General features: G+C 48.2%; 13 protein-coding genes. 11 read left to right on the top strand and 2 right to left on the bottom strand.

Annotated features, from left to right (window positions below):
* The first annotated feature begins 3 nt into the window (after positions 1-3).
* From ACO6VE_RS08990 to ACO6VE_RS08955, 8 genes are all read left to right on the top strand, one after another.
* Positions 4-1,500, top strand: coding sequence for an O-antigen ligase family protein (locus tag ACO6VE_RS08990; protein ID WP_422460893.1), 1,497 nt, complete (start codon positions 4-6; stop codon positions 1,498-1,500).
* Positions 1,463-2,188: an acyltransferase gene (locus ACO6VE_RS08985; protein ID WP_422460891.1), complete on the top strand. Its 726-nt coding sequence runs from the start codon at positions 1,463-1,465 to the stop codon at positions 2,186-2,188. Before ACO6VE_RS08990 ends, ACO6VE_RS08985 begins: the two co-directional genes overlap by 38 nt.
* Positions 2,181-3,311, top strand: coding sequence for a glycosyltransferase (locus ACO6VE_RS08980; protein WP_422460889.1), 1,131 nt, complete (start codon positions 2,181-2,183; stop codon positions 3,309-3,311). Before ACO6VE_RS08985 ends, ACO6VE_RS08980 begins: the two co-directional genes overlap by 8 nt.
* A gap of 229 nt (positions 3,312-3,540) precedes the next feature.
* Positions 3,541-4,053 (top strand): hypothetical protein, encoded by a 513-nt coding sequence (locus ACO6VE_RS08975; protein WP_422460887.1) that lies wholly within the window; start codon positions 3,541-3,543, stop codon positions 4,051-4,053.
* On the top strand, positions 4,043-5,548 hold the full coding sequence (locus ACO6VE_RS08970) for a GumC family protein (protein ID WP_422449483.1): 1,506 nt from the start codon (positions 4,043-4,045) through the stop codon (positions 5,546-5,548). The genes ACO6VE_RS08975 and ACO6VE_RS08970 overlap by 11 nt, the downstream gene beginning before the upstream one ends.
* Positions 5,545-6,639, top strand: a complete 1,095-nt coding sequence (locus ACO6VE_RS08965) for a glycosyltransferase (protein ID WP_422460886.1) — start codon at positions 5,545-5,547, stop codon at positions 6,637-6,639. The genes ACO6VE_RS08970 and ACO6VE_RS08965 overlap by 4 nt, the downstream gene beginning before the upstream one ends.
* A complete protein-coding gene (locus tag ACO6VE_RS08960; RefSeq protein WP_422449487.1) occupies positions 6,636-7,832 on the top strand; it encodes a glycosyltransferase family 2 protein in 1,197 nt (398 codons plus the stop codon). Before ACO6VE_RS08965 ends, ACO6VE_RS08960 begins: the two co-directional genes overlap by 4 nt.
* 31 nt (positions 7,833-7,863) lie before the next feature.
* Entirely contained in the window at positions 7,864-8,505 is a 642-nt protein-coding gene (locus ACO6VE_RS08955) for a sugar transferase (protein ID WP_269673307.1), read from the top strand.
* Positions 8,506-8,676: 171 nt separating this feature from the next.
* Here ACO6VE_RS08955 and yvcK read toward each other — a convergent pair whose 3' ends face one another.
* The gene (gene yvcK / locus ACO6VE_RS08950) at positions 8,677-9,591 is read right to left on the bottom strand and encodes a uridine diphosphate-N-acetylglucosamine-binding protein YvcK (protein ID WP_422460884.1); all 915 of its coding nucleotides are present in this window, start codon (positions 9,589-9,591) and stop codon (positions 8,677-8,679) included.
* 92 nt (positions 9,592-9,683) lie between these two features.
* A complete protein-coding gene (gene sctC, locus ACO6VE_RS08945; protein ID WP_422460882.1) occupies positions 9,684-11,888 on the bottom strand; it encodes a type III secretion system outer membrane ring subunit SctC in 2,205 nt (734 codons plus the stop codon).
* A 160-nt stretch (positions 11,889-12,048) separates the two neighbouring features.
* On the opposite strand from sctC, the gene ACO6VE_RS08940 reads away from it, so the two are divergent.
* Genes ACO6VE_RS08940 through sctV form a run of 3 tightly spaced genes read left to right on the top strand, consistent with a single transcriptional unit; the run spans position 12,049 to position 14,953 of the window.
* The gene (locus ACO6VE_RS08940; protein WP_422449493.1) at positions 12,049-12,522 is read left to right on the top strand and encodes a hypothetical protein; all 474 of its coding nucleotides are present in this window, start codon (positions 12,049-12,051) and stop codon (positions 12,520-12,522) included.
* 12 nt (positions 12,523-12,534) lie between these two features.
* Positions 12,535-12,828: a hypothetical protein gene (locus ACO6VE_RS08935; RefSeq protein ID WP_269673303.1), complete on the top strand. Its 294-nt coding sequence runs from the start codon at positions 12,535-12,537 to the stop codon at positions 12,826-12,828.
* 43 nt (positions 12,829-12,871) lie between these two features.
* Complete coding sequence (gene sctV, locus ACO6VE_RS08930) at positions 12,872-14,953, top strand: type III secretion system export apparatus subunit SctV (protein ID WP_101744773.1); 2,082 nt, start codon at positions 12,872-12,874, stop codon at positions 14,951-14,953.
* The last annotated feature ends 183 nt before the right edge of the window (positions 14,954-15,136 follow it).

The following is a 15,136-nucleotide window of genomic DNA, read 5'->3' as shown; positions in this document are numbered from 1 at the left end:
AAGATGCGGCTACCCAACCTTGAACGGCTGTTTGTTAATCGCTACCAAACAGTAACCGTCACCGTTTACTGTGCACTTGCAGCACTGCCAAGCCTGATCTTTCCACACCCTATAGCCCTGCTCCCTCTGGCAGTGATCCCGCTGGGGTTGATATTTATTCTGAAAAAACCCTTTGTGGTCTGTTTGATTTTTATCATGTTCTCATTTTTCCGGCTCCATGAGGTTTTTCCTCAGCTGGATCCCATCAAGATCCCGCTGTTAACCGCACTGGGGTCCTATTTTGTGCTGGCCTGGCACATTATCCTGACCAAGAAAGTTCAGGTTTACTGGCGTCATGAACACACCATTTTTGCCCGCTTTTTTGGCTGGGTGGTCATTGGTATCGCATTTTCCAGCTATCCCCCCACCGCTTTTGGCAGCTTCACCAGTGTTTATATGAAAATCGGTATCATGGTATTGGCCATCTCGTGGCTGATGACCGAGCACTGGCACTTCAAGCTGGCGCACTTTCTGATCATCTGTTCTGGTCTGGCTGTGGGCGGTGTCACACTGTATAACAATGCCAACGGTATCGGTATGGTCGAGGAAACCCGTGTCACCATTCCGGGCACCAGTCTGGGTGACCCCAACGACCTCTCTCTGGTTCTCAGCTTTCCCATGAGCTATGCCGTGGCCCTGGCAACCACCAAAGGCACCGGCAAGATCAGAACGCTGCTTGGCCTGATTGGTATTGTCATCTTTGTGTCATCTATCATTGCGACACAAAGTCGCGGCGGCTTACTGGCGACGGTTGCCGTGTTTGGTATCTTTGGTCTTCGCATCATCAAATCAAAATTGCTGCTCATCAGTATTGGCAGCTTTAGCCTGATGATTCTGGTGGCCGCTGCTGGCATCAGCGACCGTAAATCCGGGGGTGCCGCAGAGGAGGGTGTTGATGCATCAGCGATGGGCCGTATCCACGCCTGGGAAGCGGCTTTTAACATGGCCCTCAGAAACCCGATGACCGGCGTTGGTCTATCTCTCTTCCTGGATAATTACTGGGATTACGCAACCCACAGTCGGGCGGAGGGTCAGGCCCACGTTACCCACAGCACCTGGTTTCAGGTCATGTCAGAATCCGGCTTTGTTGGTTTTGGCCTGTTCGGCTTTATGATTTTCACCATTTTCATGTCGATACGCAGCTCCCTGACACGCCTGGATAGAAATAAAGGGTCACCGGAGTACGATCCCCATATGACCGCTATCGCCGTAGGAACCTATGCAGGACTGGTTGGTTTCTGTGTTTCCGGATCTTTTCTGAGTCAGGGCTTTCTCTGGCCAGTCTACATCATTACATCGATCAGTATTGCCATTGCCAACTTTATGGACAATCACTATCCGGCCGAAGAAGAAAACGCAGAGACAGAAAAAGCGTCTATAGTTAATGGATTAGCGGACACCATACACGGCAAGGGTTTGCCACATGCTAAACAGCCTGAAAGCCCGAATAAAAAACAGTGACTCTGTCGCAGGAAGGGCTCTATTCTCTTTTTTGAAATCCATTCGCAGCATTGAAATGCCAGTAATCAGACCTGCCCACGGCTTAATGTATCAATTGCATAAAATGATTACCGGGGCTTTCAGTAGTCTGATTCGTATTTTCTACTGGACACCGCTGTTCAAATCTCAACTTGCCAATGTCCCGGGGAAGCTCTATCTCTACTCAGGCATGCCGCTGCTACTGGGGCCATTAACCATCACCATGGGCGACCATTGTCGGCTGTCCGGCCACACCACCATCAGTGGCAGAGCTTCAGGCAATAAAAAGCCGGAACTGAAAATAGGTAACAATGTCGGTATCAGTTGGCAAAATGAAATTTTTGTCGGTGACCGGATTGAAATTGGCGATAACGTTCGGTTGGCCGTTAAAGTCAGGCTGGTTGGGTATCCCGGGCATCCTGTTGACCCGGCCGCCAGGGCACAGGGAAAACCGGATACGGATGATCAGGTAGGCAGTATTATTATTCAGGATGATGTATGGCTGGCGGCTGGCGTTACAGTTATGGGGGGCGTAACCATCGGAGCGGGAACCATTGTTGCCACTGGCAGCGTTGTCACCAGGGATTTGCCTCCCGGTGTTCTTGCCGGGGGGATCCCAGCCAGGGTCATCAAATCACTGAACTTGCCATCGGAGCGTGACAATGGCTGATCTCATTGTATTTGGCGAAGACTGGGGAGGCTTGCCTTCCAGCACCCAGCACCTGATCAGCCATCTAATGAAAAGGCATCGGGTCATCTGGGTAAACTCCATTGGCATGAGGTCGCCGCAGTTTTCGTTAAGGGATATAAAAAGAGTCTGGCAAAAGATGCTGGCCATGCTCAAGCGTACTGGTGAACCTGCACAAACACCCTCAGAGCAAATACCCCCCATTATTATCAATCCCAAAGTTCTTCCTTTTCACCGGTTCAAACGGGTGCGTCTACTGAACAAACGACTTTTACTGAAAGACATTAACAGGGCAATAGAGCAGGAAGGATTTGATCAGGTTATTCTCTGGCTCTCACTGCCCACTGCCGTTGATATGGTGGGTAGCCTGAATGAACGGGCTTCTATCTACTACTGTGGTGATGATTTTGAAGGCCTTGATGGCGTTGATCATACCATGGTCAAACCATTAGAACAGGAGCTGGCTGAAAAGGTTGACCTGATTCTTGTGGTCAGCAAAACACTGGCCAGGAAGTTTACTCATCCCAACACCATTATTCTGCCGCACGGTGTTGATTACCCGCTATTTTCATCACCGGCTGCCAGGCCCCATGATCTTCCGGAAAACGGGCCTATTGCCGGTTTCTATGGCAGTATTTCTGCCTGGCTGGAGACAGATATACTGGCCCAATCCGCCATTGCCCTGCCCAGCTGGCAATTTGTTTTTATTGGCGATATCAAAACTGATGTTTCATCTCTTCAGGCTCTGCCAAATGTACACTTTCTGGGAGCCAGGCCCCATCATCAGCTGCCCTCCTATATTCAGCACTGGAATGTCGCCATGCTGCCCTTTCGCAACAACAAACAGATAGCGGCCTGTAATCCCCTGAAGTTGAGAGAATATCTTGCCTCGGGTACTCCCATCGCTGCCACTTCTTTTCCTGCGGTTCGAGAGTATGAGAATCTTCTGGCCATTCAGTCACCTAAAGAACCCTTTTCCAGAGTCATTTTGAGGGCCAATGATCTGCGGGAGGAGAAAGCCAGCAGGCAGAACAGGGTCTCAACCGAATCATGGCAGCACAGAGCCACGCAGTTGGAAGCACTGATCAACCACTTATCACGTTAAAAACACACTGCTCATTAAATTAATTCCCTGTTAAAACAGCAGCTACAATTAATAATAATGAAGCATAAATGCTTGTATTTATTATTAGAAAGTGTCATGAAAGCTAACACTATTACCAATCAGGAAAATCAACTACTCACTGAAGGACAAAAAACTGTCAATCAATGACAATTTGCCACTGAGCCAGTTGACTGAAGAGTAATATGAGGCTGATAACAGGGAAGTCACCGTGATTAAGCGATATGAATCCCGCATCCTTGCGGTACTGATGTTTTTCAGCATGTCACTCCTTTACGGATGCAAATCACAACTGAATGTTCAGGCCCTGATGGAAAATGAGCAAACAAGATCAACACAGCAGATTGCCGATGTTATCGCGCGAATGAATGAAAAAGAAAACGCATTACCTTTTTCCAAAAACAGGTATCGTCGTCAGTTGTCTATTAATTTCACTCAAAAGGAATTAGAGGTTAATAATCAACATAAACAGGTTATTGATCTCTTTTTTAACTCATTACCCGAAAGCCAGCATCTCAACATCATTATTTCCGTAGCTCCCTCTTCTGCCGGGCAACCCTTCCAAACACTGAATGACTCCTGGGCAAGGCTACAGAGTCTGAAAGATATACTGGAGCAATACAGCGAAAAAATAGAGCTGGTTTACCAACCTGAACTGGATCTTGATTCAGCCACTATTCATGCGGTGGGCAATGATATTTCCGGAGGTAAGGGTGTCCAGTGAAATCCTGAGAAACCTCTTCCGACTTCTCAGCGCAGCCTGGCGGCGCCGTTACACTATTTGTGTGCCTATTTTGATCATGCCGGTGATTGGTTTTTTTGCCAGCTTCATGGCCCCCAAATTTTATGAAGCACACACCACCATACTGCTTCAGAATACCACTGAGTTAAATCCCATTCTGGAAGACTTCACCATATCCACAAACCTGGAAGAACGGCAATTAGCACTGAAAATACTCCTTAAGAGTCGCAAGGTATTAAAGGGTGTTGCCAGAGCTGTTGGGTTTATCGACTATAAATCTTCTGAAGAGCAAATAGATGAGGCCATTGATGAACTATCACGTTCACTGTCCATCGTCTTCGGCGGTGACCTGGTCAAAATCTATTATCGAAGTCAAAACAAAACCGATATTAAAGAACTGCTGACCAAAGTGACTGAACACTTCCTTACTCTGGTTCAGGCACCACAAAAATCCTGGCAAGTTGCCTCAACCCAGTTTCTAAAGGATCAGGTAGATCGTCGACACAAGGAGCTTTCTGAGGCAGAGCTGGAACTATCTGATTACAAGGCAAGGTTCGCATTGGAGCTTCCGGAACTCCATAAAGCAAACGTAACCAGACTGGCCGAACTCCGCCAGCTGTTAATGGAAAAAGAGACTGAACTGGTCGGTGCCAAAGCGGCAATGGAAGAGTTCAATGGTAACCTGGCTCAAACCAACCCCGTTATCGGTAAACTTGAAGAACGAATTATTAACACCCGCACCACTCTGAGTATGCTTCGCTCACGTTATACAGAGAGGCACAGCAAAGTTCAGACCCTGGTCAGAGAACTCGATAGATTGCAGGCTGAACGCCAGAGAATGATTGCAGAAAGCAGTCAGTTAAAAACGGAAGATGTTCAACGTCTCTGGAACCTGGCGTCATCAACCCCCTCCGTTTCAATGGATAACACCCAGGGAGGACAAACCACCATACTGGCCTCTCAGCTGCAGGCGGTTCAGGAAGCCAAGGCCAAAGTGAACAGCCTGCAGAACGAAGTGAAAAATATTAAAGATCAAACCGACCAGCTCCAGAGTAAAGTGCAGCAGTTTGCTGATGTAGAGCGGACTCTCGTTGAACTGCAACGTGATTTTGGTATTAAACAGAGACTTTATGATGATTTTCTGAACCGTTATGTCATGGCAAAAGTGACGGAAGACCTGAGCTCTTATCAGGAATCAGAACAGGTTAAAATCATCGACGAGCCCTTCACTCCCAGCAGTCCTAATGCGCTGCCGGCGTCGTTATTTATTGTTGCAGGTATCTTTGCCGGTCTGGGTATCGGTACTGGTCTGGCGGCGATTTCAGAAATATCGGATACCACCTTACGACTTCAGGACAGTATTGAACGCATTGCAGGTGTTCCTGTTCTGGCCAGGATACCATCAATGCCCACAGCACCAACGCTGGTTTACGATCCGGAAAAAGACTGGTTCGACGAGGGGGAGGTATCATCATGACAGCGCCTCTCGTTATAGCACAGATAGTCCAGCACCTTGCCCCGGGCGGTATCGAGACAATGGCTTTAGACATACAGCGAAAAGCCAGAAACCCGGAACATGTTCATATTATCAGTCTTGAAGGAACGCAATCTGAAGCCGTTGAACATTGGCCAAGACTTCAGGGCATGGAAAGGGTTCACTTTCTGGCCAAGCCTCCCGGATTGAGTCTCACGACGGTGACCAGGCTCGCACAACTTTTACGACAACTTAATATTGATGTGGTTCATACCCACCATGTAGGCCCGCTTATCTATGGTGGCATCGCCGCTAAACTGGCCGGATGTGGCCATGTGCATACTGAGCACGATGCCTGGCATCTTAACCAGCAAAAACGACGCTGGCTGGTAGCGGCCTGCTTCCACCTGCTTAAACCGACCGTTGCCGCAGATGCAGAACTGGTTGCCGCCAGCATTCGACAGCATATTCCGCTCTTTACACCAGCCGTGGTTCTTAATGGAATTGATACCGATAAATTCCAGCCAGCAGACCAAACCGCAGCCAGAAATAGACTGAATCTCCCCCAGGATGCCGCCATTATTGGTTGTGCGGCACGCTTTACCGAGGTTAAAAGCCATGACCTTTTGATTCATGCCTTTTCCAGACTACCCGACAGTGCACACCTCGCCCTTGCCGGGGGAGGCGAACTTGAACATGAACTCAGAGAGCTAACCAGGCGGCTTAACCTGGAGCAACGGGTACACTTTCTGGGGGTCATTGATGATATGCCCGGCTTTTACCACGCTATTGATATTTTCTGTCTTGCCTCAAAAAAAGAAGGCCTGCCACTCTCGCCGCTGGAAGCCCAGGCTTGCCAGAGAGTGGTTGTCTTGACCGATGTGGGTGGCTGTCGTGAAGCGGTTGATCCACAGAGCGGTATCCTGATCAAGGCTGAAAGTGCACAGGCATTGGAAAACGCCCTCAAAATACAGCTCAGTTCAGGCATCAATAAAGAAAAACAGGCGTCGGCACGCAGCTTTGTGGTTAACCATTGCAACCTGGAGAGAATGATCAGTCAATACGATGACCTGTATTGCGGGAGGCCACTATGATAGAGTGGCTGGCCTTGATTACCTTCTTCATGGCAGGCGTGGTCGTTGTATATCACCATGTTGGTTATCCCATCGCTCTGAAATTGATGACACAGGGACTGGAAAACACACGGCCCAACTTTTATCAACGACACCACCACATCACGCCTCTTGATCACATGCTGCCAAGCATCAGTCTGATCATGCCCGCCTATAATGAAGCAGGCACTATTCAGGAAAAACTCAGAAACCTCGCTGCCCTTGATTACCCGGACTATAAACTGAAAGTGATTCTGGTATGCGATGGCTGTACGGATGGTACAGCCCAGCTGGCAAAGGAGACACTGGCCGAGCCTGAATGCAACCATCTGAACTTATCCGTAGTAGAGAAGCCTGAAAACAGTGGAAAAGTCGCTGTTTTGAATGAAGCCATCAGCCTCTCCCGTTGCAGCGTGGTTGCCCTCTCCGATGTATCATCACTGTTATCAAACGATAGTCTTTTAATCGTTGCGGCTCACTTAAGCAATGAAAACACCGGGGTCATTTGCGGTAGCTACCACTTTTTAAAATCACTCAGTGTTGGTGAGCAGGCTTACTGGCAGTACCAGCGAAGCATTAAAACAAGAGAAAGCTCTCTGGGTGCAACCCTGGGGGTGCATGGTGCATTTTATGCCTTTCGCCGTGAGCTGTTTGACCTGATCCCCGCAGACACGATCAATGATGATTTCACCCTTCCGGTACAAATAACCATGAAGGGCTACCAATGTCTTTATGACCCGAGAATCATCGCCATGGAGCTGGAGCAGGCGTGCAATGAGATGGATTTCCAGCGAAGAAAGCGAATTGCTGCCGGCAATATTCAACAAGCCATTCGTCACGCTGGCTTATTACATCCCAAGTTTGGAAAGATCGCCTTCAACTTTTTTTCCGGTAAGTTTCTGCGCCCATTCATGCCGCTGTTCCTGTTTATGGTACTGGCATCTTCAGCATTACTAGCTCTATCCTACCCTGTTTTTCAGATTATTCTGGCCATTCAGCTGGGCATTTACAGTATCACTGTCTTTTATATTTTCCGTCGATCACAACCAGATCATAAGAAATTGAGAGTGCTTTTTTACCTGGTATCCGGGCACCTGGCCATGGCTATCGGTTTGATTAACTATCTTTCAGGCCAAACCAAAGGCCAATGGAAAAGAGTAACGACTGAAACATAAGGATTTAAACACGTACTTAAGGAGTGTACCCATGAAAGAGTCAACCTACGTCCATCCTCTCGCCTCAATGTGCAAACGATTAATGGATATTCTTATCGCCCTGGCCGGGCTGGCAATCACCCTGCCACTGTTTCCCTTTATCGCGCTGGCCATTCGCCTTGATAGCCCAGGACCGATTATTTATCAGCAGATGCGTATTGGCTATCAGAAGGAAAACTATATTCGCTTATTTATGATGAAAAAATTCAGGACCATGCGCAATGATGCCGAGTCAGGAACAGGCCCTGTCTGGGCTCAAAAAAATGACCCGAGAATTACCAAAGTGGGTAACTTCCTGAGAAAAACCCGTCTTGATGAATTGCCACAACTCTGGAATGTGCTGGTCGGTGATATGGCCATTGTTGGCCCAAGACCTGAACGACCAGGGATGTACAATAAGCTGGAAACGAACATTCCATTTTATAGCGAACGAACGTTTGATGTTGTTCCCGGTATTACCGGTCTAGCCCAGGTCAACATGGGTTATGATGAAACATTGAATGATGTGAGAAATAAAGTTGCCTATGACCACGCCTACGCCTTGGCTTTGAGCAGCCCATGGGAATGGCTGAAAATGGATATTTACGTCATGTTCAAAACCATTTTTGTCATGGTAACCGGCAGGGGGCAGTAGAGCGGTAAGTAGTTGGCCAAATGGAATCGTATATTTCTGGCTAAGTGGGCAGTTGCTATGCAAGGCGCAACGTAGGGAGCATAGCCGTAGCTATGTGACCGGAGTTGCAACGCCGCAGAGTGACTGACAACTTAGTCAGAAATATATGATTTCATTTGGTTAACTACTTAATCAGCTCTGCTGAAACAAAACACCGGCAATCTCATCCAGGCCTTGCCTTAAGGCCTCCCGGCTATGCACGCCCGGCTGGTGGGTATCAGCCAATGGCATGGTGTGTATATCGCATCGGAGGTTTTCCGGTGGTTCATTCTCCGCAGGCCACAGCAGCACGTCTGGATATACGCCCGTCATGTCACTCATCCATGACAGTTTATCGCTGATGGACATTTTTCCGACAGCCGACACTTCCTGATTAATGTTACCCACAAAGACTTTCAGGGCCTTGCTGTTACCAATACTTTCGGCAACCTCTGGCATCAAGATCGCCGGTAAGATGCTGGTCATGAAACTACCCGGCCCTAAAATAATCATATCTGACTCTTTTATTCTGGCGACTGCTTCATCCGTCGGCTGAATCGCAGGCAGAATCATCAACTTCTCCGGGCACTTCTCCAAAGCATCAATGGTCGTTTCACCGACCACTTCCTGACCATCCACAATAGCACCAAGGCGGGCAGGCTCTTCTGACATGGGTATCAACTCTGCACCGACCTGTAACATCTGGCGAATCAGGTTTATGGCATCCAGTGGGCGAACACACATCTGATCCATTGCCAGTAAAATCAGGTTACCGAGGTTGTGCCCACTGATATCACCGCTATTTTTAAAGCGGTACTCAAAGAGAATCCGAGCAAGGTTTGGGGTATCCGAACACAGCTGGTTAAGGCAATTCCTGAGATCTCCCCAGGCAATACAGCCACTGCCATCCCTGAGTCGTCCCGTTGACCCGCCATCATCCGTAGTTGCAACAACGCCTGACAGGTGCCCACCGAGAAATCCCAGGCTTGCCATGACCCGACCAAGGCCATGCCCACCACCGATGGCAACAATCCGGCGACACTGATAAAGCGTTTTGACAGAATACATGGCAAGTTCTTTTAGACGTATAAAATACGGTCTAGAAGATCATTGTCTGCTAACTGCTCAGCCATTACGAAAATGATCTCCTTTAACCGATATCAGGTTTGTGTTGAACCTATGATGCGTGGTGTTATCAGGAATAAACGTACCTGTTTAATCTTTGACTTTGACTCTGCACGGAACAAATGGCCAAGAACCGGAATATCGCCCAGCAACGGAACTTTGGTAAGCTTTGCTTCATCCTGTTCTTTATAGAAGCCACCAATTAACAGGCTCTCCTGCTCACTGATGATAGCCTGAGTATTAATTGAGCTGTTAGTCACTGCCGGTAGTTTATTGCCGACGTCTTCTGTACCCTGACTTCCTGTACCATCCTGAATATTAACGCTCATATGAATACGTCGGCCCTGCTCTTCACGAACAATTCTTGGGGTAACCTGAACAACTGTACCTGATGTTACCGGGAATAGTTCAGAGTCTTCATTGCTGGCCACTGAAACATAGAAAGTACTGCTGTTATCGAGAATGGCTTCTATGTTATCGAGTGTCAGGATAGACGGCCTGGAAACAATTTTGACTCTCCCTTCATCAGCCAGTAGCTGTAAATTTGCATTAAAAGATCCAAGAGCGCTGGAGACAATGGTTGTATAGTTTGGCGTCGGGGCACCATTTGGAAAGGGTTTAAAAGTAAACTCGGTGTCACTTGAGCTACCGGAATTAGTCCAGTCAACTCCCAGAGCTTTCAGATCCTGTGTATTGATATCAATAATTGAAACACTGATCTCTATCTGCGATGTCGGTTTATCAAGAGAAGCCACCAGTTCTTCATACATTGGCATCTTGGATTCAAGATCATGCACAATGATCGCATTCAGTCGCGGATCAGCATTGATATAGACTTCATCGGCTTCTGCACCGGCATTCAGCGGGTCTCCTGCGGATGATTCAGAGCCATCTTTCATGCCGGGTTCACCGGATCTGCTGACACTCTCTGCCGGAGTCACCGATGGGTTAGGCAATCCCTGTTTGGTCACCTGGGCGACACCGCCACCTTTAATAATTCTGGTCAGAATCGTGGCGACGCCGGGGACTGTCAGTTGCTGACCTCTGAAGCTGAATGACTTATCAGTTGCCCAGGCATATTTGAGCGGAAAAGTGCGAACCGTCAGCTTACTCTTCTGACGCTCCCCCTCTTTCGCATCAAGCAGCAGCGCTGTCTGAGACACCAGCTCGATATAACGGGGAGGCCCGGAAATAAAGACAAGCCCCTCTTTCGGCTGTTCCTTCCAGAAAAAGCGACCGTCCCAGATACCAATCTTTTTCAGGGTTTTCTTCAGCTGCTTTATTGGTAAATAGTTTAAGCTGATAATCTGCTGGCTGGAGGAGCTGCCATCATAAACAAACAGGGTATGCCCATCAAAATACCAGATAAAACCATAGATATTGGCCAGGTGATCCAGGAAATCAACAGGGGTCATAGGACCAATCTTGCCATTAACCTCTCCAACCACCGTATCCGCTATGATGGATGGCATATAATAACTACCTGCAAAATTCTGCAATACTTCCTTCAAACTGTCGCCATTGCCAAAATACGCATACGGGCGCGCACCAAACGCTGCCAGGGCAGGTGATTCGTCATCACCAATGGTACCTTCAAAATCATCAATCGCATCCTGAATGGCATCCTCTGCAGAAAGAACCATACCATTTCCGGATGGTGTATGTTGTCGCATCATGTAGGGGTTGGTTGAAGCTTGATTTGCCTGTTGACGGTCGTCTTTCTGGGCAAAGTTATAATCAAAGTCAGATGTGGCTGCATAATGAGTTTGACTACCATACTGGGAAAAACTCGTCCCTTTCCCGGACAGTTGCCCATCATTTATATATGGCATTAGTCGTGCTCTTTCGGCATCAACAGATGAGCCATCTGGCCTGGGAAACGCCCTGGCATCCAATGGTCTCCCCCAGGAAACAGGGTCCCCGGCGGAATCGGGAAAAACTCTGGCGTCCAGGGCTCTCCCCGGCTCAGCTGAAGGACGGTCAGGCTGTTCCGACACGATGTCGGATGGAAAATAGATAATCTGTCCTACCCGTAAGGCCTGGGTAGTATCCAGTTTGTTATAGCGGGCAAGCTCATTCACCTCAAACCCGTAGCTTCCGGCAATCACTTCCAGAGTCTCGTTGGGACGCACTAAATGTTTTCTGGTTTGTGGCTCTTCAGATGACCAGTTCGCCAGCGCCTGAAAGGTAATCGCCAGTAAAAGGGACAGGATTATCAGGGTATTTCTTATAAAGCCCATCAGACGCGTGCCTCCATGCTCATGTCTGCTCCAGCTTATTCAACAGCCCTTAATGAATAGATGCCTTGTAAAGTCGAGAGTGTCAATAAACGTTCGTTACAAACCAGTTTATCGGAAAACAAACCGGATTCACCAGTATTTCGTCAAAAAAATAATTAACATGAGAAAAATCCATTTATCACTTTGTACACACGCCGATAGAACGAAAGGATTAAATTATCAGGCGGACTTTATCATGGCAGCACCAGTTTCTTTCGGTAACGGTATTTCAGGCATTTCACGGATCGACAGTGCTTTAGTGCACTCAGACTATCCTAAATCAAAATCAAATTTCAGAACCTCCGGTAAAAATGTTGTTTGTCACACTTGGAAGACTCTGGAAATGAACCGAAATTATGAGCGCCTTGAATTTGAGTTTGCGACTAAGGTTTCCGGTCAGAATATCCCTTCAAGCCCGGAGGAGCATTACCGCTTCACACAGGATGCCATGGACTCTTTTTCCGACTTTTTAAAGCAACTGCCTGAGAATAGCGGTCACGCCAAAAGAATGAAAGAAGCTTTGTCAGTCATCGAAAAAGCCAAAGCCGACAGTGAATATTTAATGATGTGCCGTAATGTATTGATTGCCAGCTAAAGGATGAGTGAAATGGATAAGTCATTAAAAACCTGGATGCTGTCACAGGCGTCCTATTATCTTGAATACCAGCAGCCCAGAAAATCCATCGCTCTGTTAGAAGCACTGATGTCAATAGACAAGAAAAACCCCGATATTTATCGCATGCTCAGCTACGCCTACTTACAGGCAGAACGGCCTGAAGAATCCATTCGCGCAGCCGATAATTTTCTAAAATACGCAAAGCCCGGTGGTGATATTCGGGCTATTAAATGGATCAAGGGGCGAGCCCTGCTCAAGAAGAGAAAAGCTGCACTGAGCCGCTGATCTTCAAGACCATAGCCAGCCCCATAGCAGCGGCGCACCTCTCATGGCACAACTGTTACCCGGGCTGAATTTTGGCGGCAGAAATGATCTGGTACTGGCAGGCCTGCTGGTATCCATCATCGGGCTTATTATTCTGCCCATGCCAACCCCCCTGGTGGACTTCCTTATTGCATTGAACATGGGGATTTCCACCATACTTCTGATGACCTCCATCTACCTGAAGTCGCCCCTGGAATTCTCATCCTTTCCGGGGGTGTTGCTGATAACGACCCTCTTCCGTCTGGCTCTGTCCATTACCACTACCCGTCTGATCCTTCTTCAGGCAGATGCCGGTGAGATTGTCTATACCTTCGGTAACTTTGTGGTAGGGGGTAACCTGGTCGTTGGTGTCGTTATCTTCCTTATCATCACCATTGTCCAATTCCTGGTCATCACCAAGGGTTCGGAACGTGTAGCAGAAGTCAGCGCCCGTTTCTCTCTGGACGGTATGCCTGGCAAGCAGATGAGTATCGATGCTGACCTTCGGGCCGGGGCCATCGAAATGGAAGAAGCCCAGCGCCGTCGTGAGCTGGTGACCAAAGAAAGCCAGCTGTTTGGTTCGATGGATGGAGCCATGAAGTTCGTAAAAGGTGATGCCATTGCCGGTTTGATCATCATCTTTGTCAACATTACTGCTGGTGTCGCTATCGGTACCGGTAATGGTATGAGTGGCGGTGAAGCTCTCCAGCTCTACGCCATCTTAACCGTAGGGGATGGACTTATCTCCCAGATACCAGCCCTGCTGATATCCATTACCGCCGGTATTATAGTCACCCGTGTATCCAACGAAGATGCCAAGGACCTTGGTAATGAGATAGGCACTCAGCTTACCGATAAACCAAAGGCCCTAATGGTTGGCGGAGCACTGTTACTCGGCTTTGCCCTGATCCCCGGCTTCCCGACACTGACTTTCATGGCTCTTGCTGCTGCCATTGGTGGCGGTGGCTACTTTCTGATGAGGAAAGTGGAAAAAGCCCGGACAGCTGAGGAAGATGGCGGCATTCCGGCCATGGCCGCAGCAACAGAATCACCCAGTGAGGCCAAATCCAGATTGGATCAGCAGGAAGAGTTCACCCAGACTCTGCCCTTGATTATTGATGTCCCTACCTCTGTTCAGAAAAGCCTGAACACAACCTCCCTGAATGAAGAGCTGCTTAAAGTCCGGAAATCACTGTACATGGATCTCGGGGTTCCCTTTCCCGGTATACATCTGCGGTTTAATGACGCCATGGATGAGAACACCTACAGCATACTGCTGCAGGAAGTTCCCGTCGCATCGGGCTATTTCAAACCAGGCTCGCTGTTCGTGAGAGAGAGTAATGAACATCTGGACATGCTGAAGATCCCTTATGAAGTTGGCGATCCGTTTCTGCCCAGCCTGGACTCTCTCTGGGTCATTGAAGGCCAGCAGGACAAACTTGAGCGCAACAATGTCAACTTTATGGATTCCTCAAAAATCCTGACGTACCACCTGGCACATGTCCTGAAAAAATATGCTGAAGATTTTGTGGGCATTCAGGAAACACGCTACCTGCTGGAAAAAATGGAAAGCAGTTTTGGCGAACTGATTAAGGAAGTCCAAAGGCTGTTACCTGTTAACAAGATCACCGAGATATTCCAGCGCCTGGTATCCGAAGATATTTCCATCAGGAACCTCCGCTCCATCCTGCAATCCCTGGTTGTCTGGGGACACAAGGAGAAAGAGGTGGTTCAGTTAACCGAGTATGTCCGCTCATCATTAAAGCGCTACATCAGCTACAAATACTCTAACGGCAAAAATATGCTGCCAGTATACCTGCTTGACCAGGATGTCGAAGATACCATCCGCTCCGGTATCCGCCAGACTTCAGCAGGCAGCTACCTGGCGCTTGACCCATCGACCTCTGCCCAGTTTGTGGAAAATGTTAAACACTCTGTTGGCAAAATCGGCCATCTTGAGCATAAGCCCGTCCTGATTACTTCGATGGATATACGCCGCTATGTCCGAAAACTTCTGGAGCTGGAAGTGTATGACCTGGCAGTGCTTTCACACCAGGAGTTAACGGAAGAGATTACCGTTCAACCACTGGGCCGTATCTCCCTGTAAGCAAGGTCATAACCGTACCGGAGGTGCTTCTCAATCTGCTGGCAGTTGGTATCAGCCAGTAGATGAGGACGGATGTTTCTGACAATCGCACCTTTAATCAACATCCCCATTAAAATGAATCAGCGGCTTATCACCACCGCAAAAGTTAATTAGCCGATATTTACTTTGAATTTCATTGATTAA

Origin of the sequence: Endozoicomonas sp. ALB115 (assembly GCF_049310245.1) — a bacterium.
Taxonomy (GTDB): domain Bacteria; phylum Pseudomonadota; class Gammaproteobacteria; order Pseudomonadales; family Endozoicomonadaceae; genus Endozoicomonas.
The sequence above is the reverse complement of the archived record's forward strand: the minus strand, read 5'-3'. Positions and strand labels throughout refer to the sequence as shown.

Excerpts from the sequence above, each read along its gene's own strand:
- ACO6VE_RS08990 (WP_422460893.1), top strand. The coding sequence starts at position 4 with ATGCGGCTACCCAACCTTGAACGGCTGTTTGTTAATCGCTACCAAACA.
- ACO6VE_RS08985 (WP_422460891.1), top strand. The coding sequence starts at position 1,463 with ATGCTAAACAGCCTGAAAGCCCGAATAAAAAACAGTGACTCTGTCGCA.
- ACO6VE_RS08980 (WP_422460889.1), top strand. The coding sequence starts at position 2,181 with ATGGCTGATCTCATTGTATTTGGCGAAGACTGGGGAGGCTTGCCTTCC.
- ACO6VE_RS08965 (WP_422460886.1), top strand. The coding sequence starts at position 5,545 with ATGACAGCGCCTCTCGTTATAGCACAGATAGTCCAGCACCTTGCCCCG.
- ACO6VE_RS08960 (WP_422449487.1), top strand. The coding sequence starts at position 6,636 with ATGATAGAGTGGCTGGCCTTGATTACCTTCTTCATGGCAGGCGTGGTC.
- ACO6VE_RS08955 (WP_269673307.1), top strand. The coding sequence starts at position 7,864 with ATGAAAGAGTCAACCTACGTCCATCCTCTCGCCTCAATGTGCAAACGA.
- yvcK (WP_422460884.1), bottom strand. The coding sequence starts at position 9,591 with ATGTATTCTGTCAAAACGCTTTATCAGTGTCGCCGGATTGTTGCCATC.
- sctC (WP_422460882.1), bottom strand. The coding sequence starts at position 11,888 with ATGGGCTTTATAAGAAATACCCTGATAATCCTGTCCCTTTTACTGGCG.
- ACO6VE_RS08940 (WP_422449493.1), top strand. The coding sequence starts at position 12,049 with ATGAGAAAAATCCATTTATCACTTTGTACACACGCCGATAGAACGAAA.
- ACO6VE_RS08935 (WP_269673303.1), top strand. The coding sequence starts at position 12,535 with ATGGATAAGTCATTAAAAACCTGGATGCTGTCACAGGCGTCCTATTAT.
- sctV (WP_101744773.1), top strand. The coding sequence starts at position 12,872 with ATGGCACAACTGTTACCCGGGCTGAATTTTGGCGGCAGAAATGATCTG.